The sequence below is a fragment of the Erythrobacter sp. SN021 genome (assembly GCF_021864455.1).
Map to the genome: position 1 here is coordinate 210,378 of NZ_JAKKUW010000006.1, position 19,320 is coordinate 229,697.

The window sequence follows — 19,320 nt, forward strand, 5'->3', positions numbered from 1 at the left end:
GTCAAGCCCGGTGGCTTGCGTTCCAGGATGGCGCGAGAACCATGCCACCCGCGCCTTCGCCTCCGTCCGATGTGTAATAATAGTAGGTTCCGCCGCCAAGCGCCGCCGCTGCCAGCAACAGGGCCGAGACCATAACCAGCCCGTCCCGTACAATCAGGGCCAGGGCGATCGCCGCGATGGCGAGCATCGGCGCAGAGCTGGCGAATGGCAGAAATTCCAGCGGAGGGACCGTTGCGCACAAGAGGAGAACCGCCACTGCGGCAACCTTGATCCATACGCCTCGTGTCAACGAGTCGAAACGGTCGCGGCTGTGATCGTCGAGCCACCGGGCGACGCCGCGCAGCTTCGTGACCGCCTTGTGCAGCTTCTTCGATTCGATCGCGCGTCGTTCGACGAAACCGGGCAGCCAGACATGATCCTTGCCGATCAGCATTTGCATGGCGATCAGCGCGATGATTGCGGCCAGAAAGCTCGGCACGCCCGGAATTCCGCCGATCGGCGTGATTTCGAGCAAGGCGGGGAGCAGGAGGAAGGGGCCGAAACTGCGCCCACCGAAATCGTCGAGCACATCGCGGATACGCACGGCATCGCTCTTCGAGGCGAGCTCGTCCAATTCGCCGATGACTTCCTCGACGCTTTCCGGTTCCTTGCTCGACACGTCGCTCTCCCTAGCGCACCAAACGCGCGAGGAGCAGAAAGGTTACGCGCCTATTTCGAGGGCTTCTTTCTGAGCAGGGCCGACCGCTCGCAGCGGCACACCACTTCGCCGCGCTGGTTCACCGCCTCGTGCAGGAAAGTGACGATGCCCGTATCGGGGCGCGATTTGCTTTCGCGCAATCCGATCACCTCGCTGGTCGCATGCAGCGTATCGCCGATGAACACCGGCTTGGGCATGACCAGCTTGTCGTAGCCGAGATTGGCGACCAGCGTGCCGAGCGTGGTGTCGCCCACGCTCAGCCCCACCATAAGCGAGAAAGTATAGGTCCCATTGACGAGGATCTGCCCGAATTCACTTTCCTTCGCCGCTTCCACGTCGAGGTGGAGCGGCTGCGGATTGTGAGTCATCACGGTGAAGAAGAGATTGTCGGCCTCTGTCACCGTGCGCCGGATTTCATGGGTCAGCTTGTCGCCAACCTGCCATTCGTCGAAGTGCCTGCCTGCCATCAGCCGTGGCCCATCACGGCTTTCACTTCGAGGAAGTCGTGGAAGCCCCACTCGCCCCATTCGCGGCCATTGCCCGACTTCTTGTAGCCGCCGAAGGCCGCGTTGAGATCGTAGCCGCCATTGATCGCGACCCGGCCGGCGCGAATGCGCTTGGCCAGCTTGCGGGCGGTCTCCAAATCCTCGCCCGTGATCGCGCTGGCAAGGCCGTATTCGGTATCGTTGGCGATACGAATGGCGTCGTCGTAATCCTCGTAGCCGAGGATGCAGAGGACCGGCCCGAAAATCTCCTCGCGCGCGATGGTCATGTCGTTGTCGACATCGGCGAAGACGGTCGGCTTGACGTAGTGGCCGGTCTCCAGCCCCTCGGGTTTTCCGGGACCGCCCGCGACCAGCGTCGCGCCTTCCTCGATGCCCTTTTCGATCAGGCCCTGGATCTTGTCCCACTGCGTACGGGAGACGACCGGGCCGATCGCGGCATTGCCCTTAGGATCGCCCGGGATCACGCCCTCGGCCGCTTCCTTGGCGGCGGCCTTGGCCTCTTCCATGCGCCCCTGCGGCACGAGCATGCGGCTCGGCGCGGTGCAGGTCTGGCCCGAATTGCCCATCATGGCGACGGTGCCCTTGGCAACCGACTGGGTGAAGGCGCTGTCGTCGAGCACGATGTTCGGGCTCTTGCCGCCCAGTTCCTGCGCCACGCGTTTGACCGTGTCGGCGGCGTTCTTGGCAATGAGAATGCCCGCCCGGGTCGAGCCGGTGAAGCTAACCATGTCGATATCGGGATGGCCGGAAATCGCCTCGCCCACGCCAGGCCCGTCGCCATTGACAAGGTTGAAGACCCCTGCCGGAACGCCCGCCGCATCCATGATCTCGGCGAAGATATAGGCATTGAAGGGCGCGATTTCGGAAGGCTTCAATACCATGGTGTTGCCCGTCGCCAGCGCGGGGAAGACCTTGCAGGCGATCTGGTTCAGCGGCCAGTTCCACGGGGTGATCATGCCGACCACACCGACCGGCTCCCATACGTGGAGCGTCGGTCCGTCCTGGCGTTCGAATGCGAAGCCCTCGAGGATTTCGATTGCCTTCTGGCAGTGCCCGGCCAGCAGGCCGACATGCGGACCGCTCGCAAGGCTCATCGGCGCGCCCATTTCGTCGCTCACCGCAGTGGCGAGCTCTTCCTTGCGGTTCTCGATCTCGGCCTGGATCGCGCGCAGCAGAGTAAGGCGCTCTTCCTTGCTCGTCTGGCTAAAGCTCTCGAACGCGCGGCGCGCAGCGGCCACGGCCTTGTCGACATCGGCTTTTGTGCCGAAGCTGATGTGACCGATGGTTTCCTCGGTGGCCGGGTTTTCGACCGGCTGGGTGTTTTCCTCGACCGGATCGACCCACTGGCCGTCGATGTAGAACTTGGTGCAATTGCGCATGGGAATCTCTCCTTTGCGCGTGCGTTTAGCCCCCTTCCGCCCAGCGCGCCACCACCTGATCGCCGTCTTCCGCACTGTCGCGAATGGTATTCGGCGTGCGGTCGAAACGCGGGGCAGGCGCGGTGTGCCAGCGGCCGCCATGTTCGACGAAGGCGCCGCGTGCCTTCATGTGCGGATGGTCCTTTGCATGGTCGAGCGGGACGACCGGCGAGAAGCACGCATCGGTCCCTTCAAGCAGCTCGCACCATTCGGCCTGCGTTTTCGTGGCGAAAAGTGCGGCGAGGTCTTCGGCGTAGTCGTCCCACTTCGCGGGGTTCATCTGCGCCTCGCGCAGATGCTCGGGCGCGTCGGCGCGCTGGAGCAGCTCGGCATAGAATTGCGGCTCGATGGCGCCGACACTGATCTCCTTGCCGTCCTTGCAGGTGTAGCAGCGATAGAAATGCGCCGCCCCGCCCAGCAGGCCCGCACCGCGTTCGACTGTGCGCAGCGCGCTGTGCGGCTGGCCATAGAAGAAACTCATCAGGCTGGTGACGCCATCGACGATGGCGGCATCGACCACCTGCCCCTTGCCGCTCCGCTCGCGCTCGAACAGCGCGGCGAGGATGCCCATGGCGCAATACATCGAGCCCCCACCGAAATCGCCGACGAGATTCTGCGGCGGCACCGGCAGTTCGCCGCGCTTGCCGATCGCGTCGAGCGCGCCGGTGATCGCGATATAATTGAGGTCGTGCCCCGCGGCCTGCGCCAGCGGTCCGTCCTGCCCCCAGCCAGTCATCCGCGCGTAAACGAGACGCGGATTGGCCGCGAGCATCTCGTCCGGGCCGAGGCCGAGGCGCTCCATCACGCCGGGGCGGAAGCCCTCGACCAGCACGTCGGCATGTTTGAGCGCCGTCTTGACAAAGCTTTGCCCTTCCTCGCTCTTGAGGTCGACCGCGACACGATGCCGCGCGCGTTCGACCACCGGATTCATCGGCTGGTGTCCCGCGCGTTCGATCCGCACCACTTCGGCGCCCATATCGGCGAGCATCATCGCCACGTGCGGCCCCGGGCCGATGCCCTGAAATTCGACGACCTTGAGGCCGGTCAGCGGACCGTTGCTCGACATTTCTCTCTCCTCGGTGATTTCGTTGTTTTAGAAGCTCTTGGGCAGGTCCAGCACATGCGTCGCCACATGGCTGAGGATCAGATTCGTGCTGATCGGCGCGACCTGGTAGAGCCGCGTTTCGCGGAACTTGCGCTCGACATCGTATTCTTCGGCGAACCCGAAACCGCCATGCGTCTGGATACACATGTCGGCGGCAAACCAGCTCGCCTCGCTCGCCAGCATCTTGGCCATGTTCGCCTCGGTCCCGGCCGTCTCGCCCGCATCGAACATGCGGGCCGCCTTGGTGACCATTTCGGCTGCGGCAGACAATTGGACATAGGCGCGTGCAATCGGAAACTGGACGCCCTGATTCTCGCCGATCGAGCGGCCGAAGACGTTCCGTTCCTTCGCATAGGCGCTGGCCTTGTCGATGAAGAAGCGCCCGTCGCCGATGCACTCGCTAGCGATCAGGATACGCTCGGCATTCATGCCCGAGAGGATGTAGCGAAAACCCTTGCCCTCCTCGCCGATCAAGGCCGATTTCGGAACACGCAGATCGTCGAAGAACAGTTCGGTCGTCGCATGGTTGAGCATGGTGCGCACGGGCCGCACGGTCAGCCCGTTGCCGACCGCGTCGCGCATGTCGACCAGCAGCACGCTCATCCCTTCCGAAGGCTTGGTGCACTCCTCGCGCGGGGTCGTGCGGCACAGCAGGACCATGAGGTCCGAATGCTCCGCCCGGCTGATCCAGATCTTCTGGCCGTTGACCACGTAGTGATCGCCCGCATCCTTCGCGAAAGTCGAAATGCGAGTCGTGTCGGTCCCTGCCCCCGGCTCGGTGACGCCAAAGGCCTGCAAGCGCAGCTCGCCACTGGCGATCTTGGGCAGATATTCGCGCTTCTGTTCCTCGCTGCCATGCTTGAGCAAGGTGCCCATGGTATACATCTGCGCATGGCATGCCCCGCCGTTCGAACCCGAACGATGGATTTCCTCGAGCACAGCGCAGGCTGCCTCGAGCCCCAGGCCCGACCCGTCATATTCCTCGGGAATCAGCACGGACAGGAAACCGGCTTCGGTCAGCGCAGTCACGAATTCGGTCGGATAGGCCCGCTCGCGGTCGAGCCGCTGCCAGTATTCGCCAGGGAATTTGGCGCACAGCCGCCGCACTGCGTCGCGGATTTCCGGAAAGGTCTCGCTCAAATGTCCGTCTCCCATTGCAACCTTTTTGGCGCGCGGGAGAAGGTTTGGCAACGGGATAAGAAAATTGGATGCCCCGTGAGGATTCGAACCTCAATTGACGGAGTCAGAGTCCGTAGTCTTACCATTAGACGACGGGGCATCAGCCGTCCGGGCGGGCGAGAATCGCATAGCCGCTCCGGAAGAGGCCGCGCATCTAGTTTCGCCGCCGCGCGAGGTCAACCCCGTGCGTTGCGCGCGCACTTGCCCCGCCCCCGCTTCGCCGCTAGCATCGCCGCCAAGTCCCCGTGCACGGTGGTTTGCGCGGGAGGAATAAGAAAGCTCCGACTATGGCGGACCATACTCCGCCGGACACGAAAAGGGGGCGCGGGACACAACGGGGCGGCAAGTCCGGCAAGGTAGCCGATTTCCGCTACAAACGCCCTTCCCGGCCCGAAACGAAGCGTGGCGGCAAACGTAATGCGCCGCATCGCGACAGCGCAATCGCTTCCCGGCCGAACGGCCAGCCCGGCCCACATTCCGGCCACCCGCCGCGGCGACAGGCCTATGCGGCACTCGATCTCGGCACCAATAATTGTCGCCTGCTGATAGCCCGGCCATCGGGCGAGAATTTTACCGTGATCGATGCCTTCAGCCGCGTGGTTCGCCTGGGCGAGGGACTCGCGGCCAGTGGCAAACTGTCCGACGAGGCGATGGAACGCACAGTGGCGGCGCTGCATGTCTGCGCGGAGAAACTCCGCCGCCGCAATGTTCGGCTCGCCCGGTCGGTCGCCACGGAAGCATGCCGTCGTGCATCCAACGGCGAAGCGTTCATCGAACGGGTGCAGCGCGAAACCGGCATCATGCTCGATATCATTTCCGCCCAGGAAGAGGCACGGCTCGCCGTGCTTGGCTGTCATGTCTTGCTGGAAGAAGGCAACGGCCCGGCGATTATTTTCGATATTGGCGGCGGCTCCACCGAACTCGTGCTGGTGCAGCCGGGTGAGAAAGTCCCGCGCATTCTCGATTGGCTGAGCGTTCCCTGGGGCGTGGTCTCCCTCACCGACATGGTCGATGGGACAGACGAAAGCGAGGACGCTCGGCTCGATCGTTATGTCCAGATGCGCCGCACGGTCGGACGCAGTTTCGCCGAATTCGCCGAACGGATCCGCGAACATACCTTCGCGCCCGATCCGATCCGGCTGCTCGGCACCAGCGGAACCGTGACGACGCTGGCCAGCCTGCATCTGGAGCTGCCCCAATATGATCGGCGCGCGGTCGATGGCTTGATCGTGCCCTCGCTGGCGATGCGCGACATTTCGACCAGGCTGTCGCGCATGAGCGCATCGGAACGAAAGCGCTTGCCCTGCATCGGCGACGATCGGGCGAATCTCGTCATTGCCGGCTGTGCTATTCTCGAATCGATCCTCGACATCTGGCCCGCCGAACAGCTTGGCGTGGCCGATCGCGGTATTCGCGAAGGCATATTGCGCAGCTTGATTGCCGCCGACGCCGAAGGCGAACGCAGCCGCGCGGCAGTCCAGCGAATGCGAGAGCAGGATGTTTGATTTCGGTGTGTTTGATGCGTGCGGGAAGCGCCTCCGCGTTTCCCTTTCGGCTGTTCCAGCAAGCCTTCGATGGAGGTCGAAGGCGTACCAAGCAAGGACCCAATCATAATGGCACGCTCAGGCAAAGACCGCGACACGCGCGTCCGTACCGCGAAGAAACGCACCGCGAGCTCGACCCGCTGGCTGCAACGCCAGCTCAACGATCCTTACGTGAAACAGGCCAAAGCCGAAGGCTATCGCAGCCGCGCCGCCTACAAGCTGATCGAGCTGGACGAGAAGTTCGACCTGCTCAAAGGTGTCACGCGCGTCGTCGATCTCGGTATCGCGCCGGGTGGGTGGAGCCAGGTGGTGCGCAAGCTGAAGCCCAAAGCCCATGTGGTGGGCATCGACCTGCTCGAAGTCGAGCCCATCGAAGGCGTGACCATTTTCCAGATGGATTTCATGGACGATGAGGCCCCCGCAGTGCTGGAAGACGCGCTGGGCGGGAAGGCCGACCTGGTCATGAGCGATATGGCTGCCAATACCGTGGGCCACAAGCAGACCGACCATTTGCGTACCATGGGGCTGGTAGAGGCAGGGGCCTGGTTCGCGATCGAGAATCTGGCACCCGGCGGAACCTTTCTGGCGAAGGTGCTCGCCGGAGGAACCGACAACGACATGCTCAAACTGCTCAAACAGCATTTCAAGACGGTCAAGCACGCCAAACCGCCCGCCAGCCGTAAGGGTTCGAGCGAATGGTACGTCATCGCGCAAGGCTTCAAGGGCGGCGTATAGGCGCAGGACACAAAAAACCCCGCCATGGGCGGGGTTTTCGAAACTGATCGATAACGAAACCGGGGTCAGTCGACCTTGGTTGCGCCCTCATTGTCGGTCGCGGCATTGTCGGCGGCAACCGGCTGATCGGCGCTCATCCCGCCAGCAGCTTCCGCGGCGCCCACTTCGGCGCCTTCGACCGGACCGGGACCGGCGCCCGGCGCATCCTCGCCTTCGACAACCTCTTCTTCAGGAGCGGCGGGCTCGGGCTTGGCCGGTGCCCCCCCGTAAGTTGCCATGAATTCCATGACATTGGCCCGGTCCTCAGGCTTGCCGAGGCCGGCGAAGCTCATCTTCGTGCCATTGGCAAAGCCTCGCGGGCTCGTCAGCCAGGCATCCATGTTTTCCCATGTCCACTGGCCACCCTTTTCGCTGAGCGCCGAGCTATAGGCGAAACCGGCCGCGCCGCCGGCAATCGCCTTGCCCATGACGCCGTAAAGATTGGGACCGATACCGTTGGCACCGCCCTGATCGATCGTGTGGCAGGCCGTGCACTTGGCGAAAACGCGCTCGCCGGCGGCGGCATCCGCATTGGCCAGCAAAGTCCCCAAATCGGGTCCGGCATCGGCGCCGCCTTCGCTTGCCTCCCCTTCGATGAAATACCCGGGTTCCGCACCCTCCGGCAGCCCGCCATCGTCGGCGTGGAAATACATCCCCGAAACGATGGAACCACCGAGGGCCACGATACCCGCAAAGAGAGCCCAGCCTGCGGCGGTGTTGAAGCGATCGTCCATTGTCAAATATACCCGGCGAAAATCGGTTGGTCTGATGGTTGCGCGCCGCTCTAGTGCGCGTGCACGCCTTGCGCAAGTGCGCAGGGCGCAATAGCGCTTGATGCGATCACAACGCATCCGTAACGCCGCTCGGACCATGCGCCAATTCGCCAAGCCCGCTCTCGCCCTCGTCGACTCGATGCGCGCCGCCGCAGCGCAAGATCCCATGCGCGCCATTGCCTTTGGCGGCGCGCCGGGTTCGAACTCGCATCAGGCGGCTATGCAGTTCGCTCCCGATGCGCTGCCTTTGCCGTGCTTCAGCTTCGAAGATGCGCTCGAAGCGGTCGAAAGCGGTGCGGCAGGCTGCGCGATGATCCCGATCGAGAACAGCCAGCACGGCCGCGTGGCCGATATCCACTTCCTGCTTCCCGGCAGCGGTCTGGCCATCGTGGCCGAACATTTCATGCGCATCACGCACTGCCTGATTGCGCTCGGCCCGGGTCCGTTCGAGGCCGCCTACAGCCATCCGCAAGCGCTCGGTCAGTCGCACAAATTCCTGTCCGAACGCGGGATCATCGGCCTCAGCCATGCCGATACAGCGGGCGCGGCGGCCTTCGTTGCGGAGAGTGGCCGGCGGGATGTCGCAGCCATCGCCCCGGCGCTGGCGGCAGACCTGTACGGCCTCGACATTATCGAGCGCGAAGTCGAGGACGCGCATGACAATACGACGCGATTCGTTGTGCTGGCGAAGGAGGCGCGCGATCCCACGGCGCTCGAAGGCGCACGGGCGATGACCACGTTCATTTTCGAGGTGAAGAATATCCCCGCCGCCCTCTACAAGGCGTTAGGCTGCTTCGCGACCAATGGCGTCAACATGACCAAGCTGGAAAGCTATCAAAAGGGCGCGAGCTTCGCGGCAACGCAGTTCTTTGCCGATATCGAAGGCGCCCCGGGCGATCCGCGCGTGGATGCAGCGCTGGAGGAACTCGCCTTCCAGACGAACGAGGTCCGTCTGCTGGGCAGCTATGCGCAGGCACGGAAGCGCGGATGACGCTCGACCGACGCAGCATGATTGCAGGCGCAGCGGCTCTGGCGGGCATGGCCTGCGTGCCTCTCGACCGGAGCGCGGACGGGCGCTTCTCAGCGACCTTTCGTATCCTAGAGCGGGCACTGGGAGGGCGGCTTGGCGTTGCGTTCCACGCTCCGGCACGTCACGCCCATATAGCATATCGCGGCGATGAACGTTTTCCCATGTGTTCCACTTTCAAGACATCGCTCGCGGCACAGGTCTTATCGCTCGGACAGGACGGCACACTCGACCTTTCCGAGCGAGTGACCTGGACAGCCGACGATCTCATCTTCCACACACCCTTCACCGGCGAGCGTGTCGCGCAGGGAGCGACGCTGCGCGAACTCGCTCATGCCGCCCAGACCGTGTCGGACAATCTGGCGGCCAACCTGCTGCTCGACCGGGTCGGCGGACCTGCCGGACTGACGGCCTTCTGGCGCAGGCTCGGCGACGAGACCTCGCGGCTCGACCGGATGGAGACCGCGGTGAATTTCGTCCCGGAAGGCGATGTCCGCGACACGACGACGCCGGTAGCCATGGCTCGCACACTCGCGAAAATGCTCGCTACGAACAGCGAATCGCCTCTCGCAGCACCTCGGCGACGGGAACTGCGCCAGTGGATGATCGAATCGACAACCGGTCTCAAGCGCGTGAGGGCGGGGCTGCCCGAAGACTGGGTCGCTGGCGACAAGACCGGCAATTCGGGCGCGCATCCAGGAATGGGTTATCTGCGCGGAAATATCGGCTTTGCGCTCGATCCCTCTGAAGCGCCCACATTCTTTGCCGTGTATCATCAGTCCCCTGTCGGGGCACCGATCGATGGCCAAAGAGTCGACGCTGCCTTCGCGCAAGTGGGAAGGCTCCTAGCCGAATGGGCGCGAAGACTCGATTCGCCCTTGCCGACCTAGCTATTCGTCGGCGTAGATCGCCACCTCGTTCGTGCCATCGCTGGTGGCGCGGCCGCGATACATGCCGCTGCTATTCATGCTGAACAGCGGATGGCCCTCGCTCGTCACGACGATGACGCCGCCGTCGCCGCCCAGCGCACCGACCTCGGCGATCACCGCATCGATCTCTTCCTGAGCCTGGGCGGCATCGAGCCCGAACTCGCTGGCATGGACGATATAGGTCGGCTGCCCTTCGCTGTCGCGCGGCACTTCGGCCTGCGCTGCGCCGATTTCCGTCTGATAGCGATAGCGCAGGCGCGTGCAGATCTCATGCGCAACGCCGACACGAATGAAGAATTCGCCCCAGCCCGTGGCCGAGACGGCGCAGGCGCGGTTGTCGGCATAGGTGCCCGCACCGATGATCGGCGCATCGCCGATCCGACCCCAGCGTTTGCCGGTCATCCCGCCGGTCGAGGTGCCCGCAGCCATGTTGCCCTGGCTGTCGAGCGCCACCGCGCCGACCGTTCCGAACTTCACATCGACGTCGATCGCCGAGAGCTTCCGAGCCTTCATCCGTTGGAGCGCTTCCTTGCGCCGCTCGGTCTCGAACCATTCGGGCGGCATCAGTTCCAGGCCTTGCTCGGCCGCGAATGCCTCTGCCCCGCCCCCCGCCAGCATGACATGCGGGCTGTCGGTCATCACCTTTCGGGCAAGCTCGATCGGGTGGCGAATACCGGTGACGCCCGCCACGGCGCCCGCATCGCGCGTGCGCCCGTCCATGATCGAAGCGTCGAGTTCGATATCGCCATCCCAGGTCAGCACCGCGCCGCGTCCGGCGTTGAACAGCGGATCGTCCTCCATCGGTTCGATCGCCGCCTGGATCGCATCCATCGCGCTGCCGCCTTCGCGCAGCACCTTGGCGCCGGCATCGAGCGCGTTCTGCAGCGCCGCGCGATAGGCGGCGTCCTGCTCCGCCGTCATGTTTTCGCGTTCAATGGTCCCGGCTCCGCCATGGATGGCGATCGACCATCCCGGATCGGCCTGCGCCGCCGCAGGATATGCGAACAAAATCGAAATCGCGGCGAAAGCGCGGACTAGCGGTGTGAAAAATCCTCTCATGCGAGAGGGATAGCACGGCGAGTTATCCACTCAATCCCCCACAAGGATTTTGTAGATTTCCGACACCGTGATAGCCCTGACGCTACGGAAACCAATGGGGAGAGGTTTCATGATTTTCGATCGCTATCGTTTCGACGAACAGCTGGCGATGGAGCTGGGGGAGAAAATCCTGCTGGCCATCGTTGCGCTCGTCATCACCTGGCTCGCCGCACGCGCGGCGAAATGGGCCTTCGCCAAACTCGTCGACGCTGTCGATTTCTTCAAGCGCGGAACCGGCAGCGGCCAGTCGCTGGGAGAATCGCTCGGCAAGATCGTATCCTTGCTGATCTGGCTGTTCGGGTTGCTGATCATTCTCAACATCCTCGAACTGGGCGGTGTTGCGGGACCGATCGACAGCCTGCTCGAGAATGTTGTCGCCTTCCTCCCGAACCTGCTGTGGGCGGGCCTGATCTTCTTCATCGGCATGATGGTTGCACGGATTGCGCGCGACCTGGTCGTGACGACGCTGCAAACGGTCGATTTCGACAAATGGGCCAATCGCGGCGGGGTCGACAATGTCACCGGCAACACCACGATCAGCAAGACCATCGGCACGATCATCTATGTCCTGATCGCCATTCCGGTGGCGATCGCCGCGCTCGAACAGCTTGGCATCGATTCGATCAGCGGTCCGGCTTCGCGCATGCTCGAGATGATCTTCGCCGCCATCCCGAATATCATCGCCGCGGCGGTGCTGCTGGGTATCGGCTATCTGATCAGCAAATTCGTGGTGCAAATCATCAAGGAGGTGTTGCCGGGCCTTGGCGTCGACCGGGCACTGGCGGAAACCGGACTGGTCGGAGACGGCACCACCGCATCGGGCATCATCGCCCGTGTGGTGCAAGTCGCGATCATCCTGTTCTTCGCCATCGCGGCTACACGGTTGCTCGGTTTTCCCGAACTGACCGTGATCTTGGATCAACTGCTAGAACTGGGCGGACGGGTAATCTTCGGGGCGGTGGTCATCGCCTTCGGCTTCCTGATCGCCAACCTGCTCGCGCGGCTGATAGCGGGCGATGCGGGGAGCGGCACTGCGGCCACCATCGTCCGCTGGGCAACGATCATCCTGTTCGTCTTCATGGGACTGCAATTCACCGGCATCGGCGGAATGATCCCGGCCAATGCGCTGACCATCCTCATCGCGGGAATTGCGGTCGCGGGCGCGCTCGCTTTCGGTCTCGGCGGCCGCGACTGGGCTGCAAGGAAGCTCGAACAGATGGACAGCGATCTTGCCGGATCGGCCCCGAAAACGGACGATCCCTTGCCTCCGGGCGCCTGAACATAACACCCTTTGGGGAACGCTAAAGGGGCGCGGGATTAGACCTTCCGCGCCCCTTTTTCTGTGCTACGCCGCATCCCACGAAATAGGGAGACCAGGCAGATGAGAAGCCTTTTCCGCGCATGGGTTTTGGCCGGACCGCTAATCGCGGCGGCACCACTGGCGGCGCAGGACGATACGACATTCAGCGCCGAGGACGTATTCGCGCTGGAATATGCCGACGACCCGAGGATATCGCCCGATGGTCGCACTGTTCTCTTCGTCCGCCGCTCGAACGACATCATGTCCGACCGGACCGAGGGGGCGATCTGGATGGTCCCCGTGGTCGGTGGTGAACCGCGCCTGGTAGTCGACGGGGCAAGCCAAGCCGAATGGTCACCCGACGGTCGCCGCATTGTATATTCCGGGCGCGACTCCAACGACCGTGCCGCGATCTACACGCGATGGATGGACAGCGGACAGGTTCAGCAGGTGGCAAGTCTGGACAGCGGCGCGAGCAGCCTGGCCTGGTCGCCCGACGGGCGATGGATCGCCTTTACCAGCAATGTCGATGCCGAGCGCAAGCCGCTGGCCAAGATGCCGAAAAAGCCTGAAGGCGCCAAATGGTCGGCCGCGGTCAAGGTGATCGATCACGCCCAGTTCCGCCGCGATGGCCGGGGCTTCCTCGACCCGGCCTTCCGCCATGTCTTCGTGGTTCCCGCAAATGGCGGCACGCCGCGCAAGTTGACCCAAGGCGATTTCGATCACGACGGACCGCTATCGTGGAGCCGCGACGGCCGAAGCATCTATTTCTCCGCCAATCGCAACGAGGGCTGGGAACTGCAGACGGTCGAGAGCGACATCTATACGGTCGATGTCGGCAGCGGCGCGCTCAGCCAATTCACTTCCGGCAGCGGGGCGGAAGGCAATCCGCAGGTTTCTCCCGACGGTGGGCGTGTGGCTTTCGTCTGCATGCCGAATGTCAAGCGACCGGTGTGGCAGATCGATGTGTGCGTGAAGAATGCCGATGGTAGCGGCGCGCGCAATCTCACCCAAAGCCTCGATCGCGAAGTCGGCGATATCCGCTGGGGCGGCAACCGCGCGATCTATTTCACCTTCGATGATCGCGGCGAGAAGAAGATCGGCCGTGTGTCGCTGGACGGTCGTGTCACAACGGTCGCGGAGGGTCTCGGCGGCACAACGCTTGGACGTCCCTATACAAGCGGCACTTACGATGTTGCGGCCAACGGCACGCTGGCCTGGACCGCGGGGACCAGCCAGCGGCCCGCCGATCTCGCCGTGCGCAGCGGCAACCGCAGTCGCCAGCTTACGGCCCTGAACGAGGACCTCCTCGCCCACAGAACGCTCGGCGAAGTGCACGAGATCACCTATAACTCGAGTTTCGACGGCACCGAGATCCAGGGCTGGTACGTCACGCCCCCCGGCTTCGACCCGGGGAAGAAATACCCGCTGATCCTTGAGATCCATGGCGGCCCCCATGCCGCCTATGGTCCGCATTTCAGCGCCGAGGTGCAGCGATATGCCGCCGAGGGCTACGTCGTTTTCTACGACAACCATCGCGGTTCGACCTCCTATGGCGAGGATTTCGCTTTGCTGCTCGAGCACAAGTATTCGAGCGAGGAGGACGCCGCCGATCACATGTCGGGCGTCGATGCGATGATCGCGAAAGGCTTTATCGACGAGGACAATCTCTTCGTCACCGGCGGTTCGGCAGGCGGGATCGCCACCGCCTATCTCGTCGGGCTGACCGACCGTTTCAATGCGGCGGTGGCGGCCAAGCCGGTGATCAACTGGCTATCGAAGACGCTGACGGCCGACAGCTATATTTTCCAGACGCATCATCAGTTCCCCGCCCTGCCGTGGGAGGACCCGATGCATTACTGGAAACGCTCGCCGCTGAGCCTGGTCGGCAATGTCACCACGCCGACCATGCTGCTGACGGGCGAGGAAGACCACCGCACGCCGATCACCGAGAGCGAGCAGTTCTACCAGGCGCTGAAGCTGCGCGGCGTCGACACCATGCTTATTCGCGTGCCGGGCAGTTCGCATGGCATTGCCGCGCGCCCATCGCGCCTGATTGCCAAGACCGAGAACATCCTCGCCTGGTTCGACCGTTACCGGACCGACAAGGACGAGTCGGGCGCCAAGGGCGAGAGCGGGGTAGCGGCGGACGAGGTTTCCACCCCCTGAGCCAGTTGTTCGATCAGCCCTTCGCCGACCCATCGGGCCAGCATTGCGCCGGCTTCGGCGATCGCCGCCTCCTCGCCCAGCGTTTCGATCAGCGCCGCGCAGACTTCGCCGAATGTCGCGCCCCTGTGAAACGCGTCCAGCGCCGCGCCTTCCCATGCCGGGCGAAGAGCGAAGACGGGTCGTTCGCCCTCACGCCAGACGATAGCACATTGCGCCTCTCCGAACGGGACCACATCCGGTTTCGCGGTATCGGCTGCGAGGGAAGACCAGAGGCGAACGAGATCATGGCTTGCGCCAGTCACGCGCAGGTCGGGCACCAAGGTCAGTGTAAGGTCTTCCCAGTCGCCTTCGGTGAATGTGGCGCAGACCTCCCCGAAACCGGTGGTGGTCAGCGGCTTTGCGTTTCGCGCGACAAATGCCTCGTGCATCGCCCATTCGAGCGCAGCCAGTTCGGCCACATCGGGATCATATGTGAACAGCTCGGTGCAGGTTTCGGGAAAGCCCTTCCCGGCGAGGTCGAGAGTCCAGCTTCGCGGCGGATACATGATGCAGTGATGCGCAGCGGCACGGCGGAACGCATCTTCGCCGACCAGCCGCTCGGTCCTCTCGAAGGTCGAACGCAGCGCTTCCACCAGCGAGGAGCGGTAATTGTTGCGATAGATCGCGAGGCCCGGCGCGCGTTTGCCGCCCCAGCCCGTTGGCAAAGGTGCCTCGTCGTCGAGGATCGCGCCGAGAAAGGCCGCCTGTCGCTGGGCAAGGCCGGTCATGCCGCGATCGCCCCCGCATTGCCCCGCCCCAGCGATCGCGCAAGCTCGAGTTCGGCGAGCAGCTCGTCCAGCGGCGGGATCTTGTCGTCGCGCTCGATCATCGTCGCGACCGGCCCGAGCTGCGCGATCGTATCCACATAAAGCTCCCATACGCCGTCGCTCACCGCGCGGTCGTGCGTGTCGATGATGATCTCGCCCGGTTCGTGCCCTGCCAGATGGATCTGGCGCACCCGGTCGAGCGGGAGCCCGGCGATGTAGTCGCGCGCCGAGAACCCGTGATTGTGCGCGCTGACATAGACGTTGTTGATGTCCAGCAGCAGGTAGCATCCCGTACGATGCGCCATCTCCGACAGGAATTCCCATTCGGCCATCTCGTCTTCGGGAAAGGTGAGATAGCTCGACGGGTTTTCGAACAGCATCGGTCGCCCAAGCGCGTCCTGCGCGCGGTCGATATTGGCGCAGACGACGTCGAGCGCTTCGGTCGTTAGCGGCAGCGGCAGGAGGTCGTGGCTGTTATGCGCGCTTGTGCGGGTCCAGCACAGATGATCGGAAATCCATAGCGGGTCGATCCGGTTGGCGAGCGTGCGCAGCCGCGAGAGGTGATCTTCATCCAACCCTTGCGCGGATCCGATCGACATCGACACGCCATGAAGGATCACCGGGTGCTTTTCGCGCACCTGTTCGAGCACGCGCAGCGGCTTGCCGCCCTCGACCATGTAATTCTCGGAGATGACCTCGACGAAATCCACCTCGACCTCGCCATCGAGAAAATCGGCGTAATGCGTCCGCCGGAGGCCGAGGCCGAAACCGTCGAAAGGGGCAATCGCGCTCATGCATTCTCCATGATCGGGCTTGGGAGGGGTGGCCCGGCAGAGTTGCGGGAACAGAGGCCTGCCGGGCCTCGCTTCGAGCCTGAGGCCCGAAACCGCAAGGGACGGGATCAGCCGAGGTCGCCGATCGTGCCGCCCTTGGCGAGACAATCGCCCGCCTTCATCGCCTTGAAGCCGTGGCCCTTGCAGTCGTTCTGGCCCTTGCAGGCATTCTCGGTAGTCGCGCAGTCGGCCTGTCCCTTGCACGAATGCACGCCGTAGCAATGGACGGTGTCTTCCGCGCCGAGCGCACGGCCGGTGCTGCCGGCGGGCGGTTCGGCAGCGAAAGCAGCCATGGAGGAAAGCGCGAAGGCTGCTGCGGCTGCGGCGGGTTTGCGAATGCCAGTCATTGGACGTGATCCCTTTTGATCGTGATGCGCGGGACTGCGCACACGGGGGTCATTCGCCCGCTGCCCCGCTCCGGTTACACCGCCGAAATTTTTTCGTCGCGCTGTAACGACGCCCGGCATGCGCCCGAATGACAGGCCAGTTCCGGCGTTTTTGCCGGGGCGCCCCCCAAGTGATGTTTTCGAGAGAGATACCGACATGAACACCCAATCTATCGCCCGTCTCGCCGGTATGGCGCTGTCCGCCAGCGTCGCCGCCGGTCTTGCCGCCACCCCCGCCGCCGCGCAGAAGAAACCCGCGATGGAAAAATGCTACGGTGTCGCCAAGGCCGGCGAGAACGACTGCGCCGCCGGCCCGGGCACAAGCTGCGCCGGCACCTCCACCCGCGATTACCAGGGCAATGCCTGGAAGCTCGTCCCCAAGGGCAGTTGCGAGAAGATCTCCACCCCAAAGGGCAAGGGTTCGCTGACCGCCATCAAGCGCTGACCGATCCTGCTCCCAGCCACACGAGGTAAGCCATGCAGACGCTACTCACCCGCTACGATCACCTTGCCGCCTGGCTCGCGTCGCGCGTGCCGGAAGGGCTCGCCCTGCTGCTTACCCGTGTGGCCCTCGCCGGGATTTTCTGGCGCTCGGGCCGCACCAAGGTCGAGGACGGTTCGCTGCTCTCGATCAGCAATCAGGCCTATTTCCTGTTCGAGTACGAATATCCGGGCCTGCCCATCCCCCCGGCCATCGCGACCCCGATGGCCACCTTGGCCGAGCACCTGTTCCCCATACTCTTGGTGCTCGGCCTTTTTACGCGGTTCTCGGCGCTGTCGCTGCTGATCATGACACTCGTGATCCAGCTCTTCGTCTATCCCGAAGCCTGGTGGCAGACGCATATCTTGTGGGTCGCCATGGCGACGATACTCGTTTCGCGCGGCGGCGGGCTGTTCTCGCTCGACGCGCTGCTCGCCTCGCGCCGCGCCAGCTGATAGCCTGCCGGTTCCGGGGAGAGAAACGCGATGATCGCCGACGAAGCCAGCCTCGCCCAGCTTATGGCCGCCTCGCAAAAGGGCGACGCCAACGCCTATCGCGTTCTCCTCTCCGAAATCCAGCTATGGCTCGAACGGTATTTCCGCCGCCGGGTCGCCCCGGCGCAGCTCGACGATCTGGTCCAGGAGGTGATGATGGCCGTACACGCCAAGCGCGCGACCTGGGATCCGACCCGCGCCTTCCTGCCCTGGCTGGCGGCGATCGCGCGCTATCGCTGGATCGACCACCTGCGCAAGGTCTATCGCAAGGCGGAAGACGAGCTGGGCGATCACGACGCCGCCGAGGACAGCGAGGAAGAGGCCGTGATGGCGCGGATGAGCCTGGAACGGCTGTTCGTCCACCTGCCGGAAAAGCAGAGCGACGTCATCGAACTCGTCAAAATCGAGGGGCTTTCGATCGCGGAAGCCTCGGCCAAGACCGGCCAGAGCGAAAGCCTGGTCAAAGTGAACATCCATCGCGGGCTCAAGAAGCTGTCCGCGCTCGTAGAGAAAGCAGACTGACATGAACCGGGTCCCCAACCCCCTGATCGATGAACTCGCGGCCGACCTGTCGCCTGTCCGGCCGATGAAGCTGGCGCATGGCATCGCGCTGGTCGCGCTGGCCGTCGTCGGCACGATCCTCGCGGTCGAACTGCTCGACGGGCTATGGCGCGGCGTTCTGTCGGGCCACGCATCGGCATTTTTCTTCATCGCCAATGGGATGCTGGGCCTACTCGGTGTGGCAACGGCGCTGGCCGTGGTGCGCATGGCCGGACCGCGCGTCGGCAACAGCCATGATGGCGCGCGCTGGTCGCTGGCGATGTTCGCGGTGCTGCCGGTGGCGGCGCTGGTGATGCTCGGCTTTCACGGAGATCCGCACGAGGTCACGCACGATCCCTACGGGCTCGATTGTTTCCTCGCCGGTTCGGCCTTTAGCGTGCTGGCCTTTGCCGCGCTGGTCGGCTGGCTGCGGCGCGGGGCACCGGTCTCGCCCACGCTTGCCGGGACCTTCACCGGCATCGCGGCGGGGGCGCTGGGAAGCTTCGCCTATGGCCTGGCCTGCCCGATCGACACCTTGTCCCACCTCGGCATCTGGCATGCCCTGCCGGTGGCTCTCGGCGCGCTGGTCGGGCGCCTTGGCGTCCCTCCGCTGGTGCGGTGGTAATCCGACCGCAGACCACCGGCGGGCCGATCAGACGAAGGGCAGAGCCTCAAGCTCACGTCCGAGATCTTTGCGCTCACGCCGAAGCTTGTCGTACTTGCGCTGGGCCTTGCCCCGTTCCTCTTCCGTCAGTTCGTCTTCGTCGAATTTTTTCTCCAGCTTTTCCAGCTCGGACCGGATCGACGACAGGCGCGAGACGATCGCCGATCGGCGTGTCTCGATTTCATAGATGTGATAACCTTCGGCATAGGCATTGGAAAACTCGGGCGAGCGGCAGATCCCGTTATAGCCGTGTCCGGCGCGCCCCCAGGCAAACCCGTTATCGGGCTCGCAAAAGCGCTCAGTCCCATCCGCAAAGCCACGCTGCAATTCGGCGATATCCGGTTCGAAACCGTGCTTCCCGCAATCCTTGAGGATGTCGTCGAGATAGTCCGCTCGATCGTGATTGGCCATCGCTCCGCGAAAACCCACATCATACCATGCGTCATAGGCGCAGCTTTTTTCCGAAATCGTCGCGCAACCCGATAGGCCTGCGATCAGAACTGTGCTTGCGTAGGTCAGTTTGAGTTTTCCGATCGCCATGTTTTCCCTCTGCTGCTGTGCATTTCCTCGACGACAGCCGCTAAGACCCGGGTGATG

The 19,320-nt window shown here is 63.8% G+C and carries 21 protein-coding genes and 1 tRNA gene; 10 read left to right on the forward strand and 12 right to left on the reverse strand.

The features are described 5' to 3' along the window. Position 1: 1 nt before the first annotated feature. From L5849_RS13815 to L5849_RS13840, 6 genes are all read right to left on the reverse strand, one after another. Complete coding sequence (locus L5849_RS13815) at positions 2–658, reverse strand: exopolysaccharide biosynthesis protein (RefSeq protein ID WP_236926051.1); 657 nt, start codon at positions 656–658, stop codon at positions 2–4. 50 nt (positions 659–708) lie between these two features. Beyond that, the gene (locus L5849_RS13820; protein WP_115415855.1) at positions 709–1,164 is read right to left on the reverse strand and encodes a MaoC family dehydratase; all 456 of its coding nucleotides are present in this window, start codon (positions 1,162–1,164) and stop codon (positions 709–711) included. Then, positions 1,164–2,582, reverse strand: a complete 1,419-nt coding sequence (locus L5849_RS13825; protein WP_236926052.1) for an aldehyde dehydrogenase family protein — start codon at positions 2,580–2,582, stop codon at positions 1,164–1,166. Before L5849_RS13825 ends, L5849_RS13820 begins: the two co-directional genes overlap by 1 nt. A gap of 25 nt (positions 2,583–2,607) precedes the next feature. Continuing rightward, a complete protein-coding gene (locus L5849_RS13830; protein ID WP_236926053.1) occupies positions 2,608–3,687 on the reverse strand; it encodes a CaiB/BaiF CoA-transferase family protein in 1,080 nt (359 codons plus the stop codon). Between the two features lie 27 nt (positions 3,688–3,714). Further along, positions 3,715–4,866, reverse strand: coding sequence for an acyl-CoA dehydrogenase family protein (locus tag L5849_RS13835; protein WP_370459232.1), 1,152 nt, complete (start codon positions 4,864–4,866; stop codon positions 3,715–3,717). A gap of 65 nt (positions 4,867–4,931) precedes the next feature. Further along, positions 4,932–5,005 (reverse strand) — tRNA-Gln (locus L5849_RS13840). A gap of 187 nt (positions 5,006–5,192) precedes the next feature. On the opposite strand from L5849_RS13840, the gene L5849_RS13845 reads away from it, so the two are divergent. Together L5849_RS13845 and L5849_RS13850 are read left to right on the forward strand one after the other, a co-directional pair. Continuing rightward, positions 5,193–6,410, forward strand: coding sequence for a Ppx/GppA phosphatase family protein (locus L5849_RS13845; protein WP_236926055.1), 1,218 nt, complete (start codon positions 5,193–5,195; stop codon positions 6,408–6,410). Between the two features lie 108 nt (positions 6,411–6,518). Beyond that, positions 6,519–7,184, forward strand: coding sequence for an RlmE family RNA methyltransferase (locus L5849_RS13850; RefSeq protein ID WP_236926056.1), 666 nt, complete (start codon positions 6,519–6,521; stop codon positions 7,182–7,184). A 65-nt stretch (positions 7,185–7,249) separates the two neighbouring features. Here L5849_RS13850 and L5849_RS13855 read toward each other — a convergent pair whose 3' ends face one another. Further along, positions 7,250–7,957 (reverse strand): cytochrome c family protein, encoded by a 708-nt coding sequence (locus L5849_RS13855; protein WP_236926057.1) that lies wholly within the window; start codon positions 7,955–7,957, stop codon positions 7,250–7,252. A gap of 136 nt (positions 7,958–8,093) precedes the next feature. Here L5849_RS13855 and L5849_RS13860 point away from each other — a divergent pair, with 136 nt between their 5' ends. Together L5849_RS13860 and bla are read left to right on the forward strand one after the other, a co-directional pair. After that, positions 8,094–8,987, forward strand: a complete 894-nt coding sequence (locus L5849_RS13860; RefSeq protein ID WP_236926058.1) for a prephenate dehydratase — start codon at positions 8,094–8,096, stop codon at positions 8,985–8,987. Continuing rightward, positions 8,984–9,913: a class A beta-lactamase gene (gene bla / locus L5849_RS13865; RefSeq protein ID WP_236926059.1), complete on the forward strand. Its 930-nt coding sequence runs from the start codon at positions 8,984–8,986 to the stop codon at positions 9,911–9,913. Before L5849_RS13860 ends, bla begins: the two co-directional genes overlap by 4 nt. Here the strand turns inward: bla and L5849_RS13870 are convergent, their stop codons facing one another. Next, positions 9,914–11,011 carry an isoaspartyl peptidase/L-asparaginase family protein gene (locus tag L5849_RS13870; protein ID WP_115415846.1) on the reverse strand — a complete coding sequence of 366 codons (1,098 nt, stop codon included), beginning with the start codon at positions 11,009–11,011 and terminating at the stop codon, positions 9,914–9,916. Between the two features lie 109 nt (positions 11,012–11,120). Here L5849_RS13870 and L5849_RS13875 point away from each other — a divergent pair, with 109 nt between their 5' ends. Together L5849_RS13875 and L5849_RS13880 are read left to right on the forward strand one after the other, a co-directional pair. Next, on the forward strand, positions 11,121–12,329 hold the full coding sequence (locus tag L5849_RS13875; protein WP_236926060.1) for a mechanosensitive ion channel: 1,209 nt from the start codon (positions 11,121–11,123) through the stop codon (positions 12,327–12,329). A gap of 102 nt (positions 12,330–12,431) precedes the next feature. Continuing rightward, positions 12,432–14,519: a S9 family peptidase gene (locus L5849_RS13880; protein WP_236926061.1), complete on the forward strand. Its 2,088-nt coding sequence runs from the start codon at positions 12,432–12,434 to the stop codon at positions 14,517–14,519. On the opposite strand, the gene L5849_RS13885 is transcribed toward L5849_RS13880, so the two are convergent. From L5849_RS13885 to L5849_RS13895, 3 genes are all read right to left on the reverse strand, one after another. Continuing rightward, positions 14,444–15,286, reverse strand: coding sequence for a DNA-binding domain-containing protein (locus L5849_RS13885; protein ID WP_236926062.1), 843 nt, complete (start codon positions 15,284–15,286; stop codon positions 14,444–14,446). The two genes, L5849_RS13880 and L5849_RS13885, sit on opposite strands and share 76 nt — an antisense overlap. Further along, positions 15,283–16,119, reverse strand: coding sequence for a DUF692 domain-containing protein (locus L5849_RS13890; RefSeq protein WP_115415842.1), 837 nt, complete (start codon positions 16,117–16,119; stop codon positions 15,283–15,285). The genes L5849_RS13885 and L5849_RS13890 overlap by 4 nt, the downstream gene beginning before the upstream one ends. Before the next feature lie 107 nt (positions 16,120–16,226). Then, on the reverse strand, positions 16,227–16,505 hold the full coding sequence (locus L5849_RS13895) for a hypothetical protein (protein WP_236926063.1): 279 nt from the start codon (positions 16,503–16,505) through the stop codon (positions 16,227–16,229). 196 nt (positions 16,506–16,701) lie between these two features. Between L5849_RS13895 and L5849_RS13900 the strand changes: the two genes are divergently transcribed. The 4 genes from L5849_RS13900 to L5849_RS13915 are packed head-to-tail and all read left to right on the forward strand — an operon-like array spanning position 16,702 to position 18,684. Beyond that, positions 16,702–16,989 (forward strand): DUF2282 domain-containing protein, encoded by a 288-nt coding sequence (locus tag L5849_RS13900; RefSeq protein WP_115415840.1) that lies wholly within the window; start codon positions 16,702–16,704, stop codon positions 16,987–16,989. Positions 16,990–17,021: 32 nt separating this feature from the next. Beyond that, a complete protein-coding gene (locus L5849_RS13905) occupies positions 17,022–17,480 on the forward strand; it encodes a DoxX family protein (protein WP_236926064.1) in 459 nt (152 codons plus the stop codon). A 30-nt stretch (positions 17,481–17,510) separates the two neighbouring features. Then, complete coding sequence (locus L5849_RS13910) at positions 17,511–18,041, forward strand: sigma-70 family RNA polymerase sigma factor (protein WP_236926065.1); 531 nt, start codon at positions 17,511–17,513, stop codon at positions 18,039–18,041. A gap of 1 nt (position 18,042) precedes the next feature. After that, complete coding sequence (locus tag L5849_RS13915) at positions 18,043–18,684, forward strand: DUF1109 domain-containing protein (protein WP_115415837.1); 642 nt, start codon at positions 18,043–18,045, stop codon at positions 18,682–18,684. Between the two features lie 27 nt (positions 18,685–18,711). Here L5849_RS13915 and L5849_RS13920 read toward each other — a convergent pair whose 3' ends face one another. After that, a complete protein-coding gene (locus L5849_RS13920; RefSeq protein ID WP_236926066.1) occupies positions 18,712–19,263 on the reverse strand; it encodes a DUF2799 domain-containing protein in 552 nt (183 codons plus the stop codon). Between the last annotated feature and the right edge of the window lie 57 nt (positions 19,264–19,320).

Coding starts and splice junctions, on each gene's coding strand:
- L5849_RS13820 (WP_115415855.1), bottom strand. CDS start 1,164: ATGGCAGGCAGGCACTTCGACGAATGGCAGGTTGGCGACAAGCTGACC.
- L5849_RS13825 (WP_236926052.1), bottom strand. CDS start 2,582: ATGCGCAATTGCACCAAGTTCTACATCGACGGCCAGTGGGTCGATCCG.
- L5849_RS13830 (WP_236926053.1), bottom strand. CDS start 3,687: ATGTCGAGCAACGGTCCGCTGACCGGCCTCAAGGTCGTCGAATTTCAG.
- L5849_RS13845 (WP_236926055.1), top strand. CDS start 5,193: ATGGCGGACCATACTCCGCCGGACACGAAAAGGGGGCGCGGGACACAA.
- L5849_RS13850 (WP_236926056.1), top strand. CDS start 6,519: ATGGCACGCTCAGGCAAAGACCGCGACACGCGCGTCCGTACCGCGAAG.
- L5849_RS13855 (WP_236926057.1), bottom strand. CDS start 7,957: ATGGACGATCGCTTCAACACCGCCGCAGGCTGGGCTCTCTTTGCGGGT.
- L5849_RS13860 (WP_236926058.1), top strand. CDS start 8,094: ATGCGCCAATTCGCCAAGCCCGCTCTCGCCCTCGTCGACTCGATGCGC.
- bla (WP_236926059.1), top strand. CDS start 8,984: ATGACGCTCGACCGACGCAGCATGATTGCAGGCGCAGCGGCTCTGGCG.
- L5849_RS13870 (WP_115415846.1), bottom strand. CDS start 11,011: ATGAGAGGATTTTTCACACCGCTAGTCCGCGCTTTCGCCGCGATTTCG.
- L5849_RS13875 (WP_236926060.1), top strand. CDS start 11,121: ATGATTTTCGATCGCTATCGTTTCGACGAACAGCTGGCGATGGAGCTG.
- L5849_RS13880 (WP_236926061.1), top strand. CDS start 12,432: ATGAGAAGCCTTTTCCGCGCATGGGTTTTGGCCGGACCGCTAATCGCG.
- L5849_RS13885 (WP_236926062.1), bottom strand. CDS start 15,286: ATGACCGGCCTTGCCCAGCGACAGGCGGCCTTTCTCGGCGCGATCCTC.
- L5849_RS13890 (WP_115415842.1), bottom strand. CDS start 16,119: ATGAGCGCGATTGCCCCTTTCGACGGTTTCGGCCTCGGCCTCCGGCGG.
- L5849_RS13895 (WP_236926063.1), bottom strand. CDS start 16,505: ATGACTGGCATTCGCAAACCCGCCGCAGCCGCAGCAGCCTTCGCGCTT.
- L5849_RS13900 (WP_115415840.1), top strand. CDS start 16,702: ATGAACACCCAATCTATCGCCCGTCTCGCCGGTATGGCGCTGTCCGCC.
- L5849_RS13905 (WP_236926064.1), top strand. CDS start 17,022: ATGCAGACGCTACTCACCCGCTACGATCACCTTGCCGCCTGGCTCGCG.
- L5849_RS13910 (WP_236926065.1), top strand. CDS start 17,511: ATGATCGCCGACGAAGCCAGCCTCGCCCAGCTTATGGCCGCCTCGCAA.
- L5849_RS13915 (WP_115415837.1), top strand. CDS start 18,043: ATGAACCGGGTCCCCAACCCCCTGATCGATGAACTCGCGGCCGACCTG.
- L5849_RS13920 (WP_236926066.1), bottom strand. CDS start 19,263: ATGGCGATCGGAAAACTCAAACTGACCTACGCAAGCACAGTTCTGATC.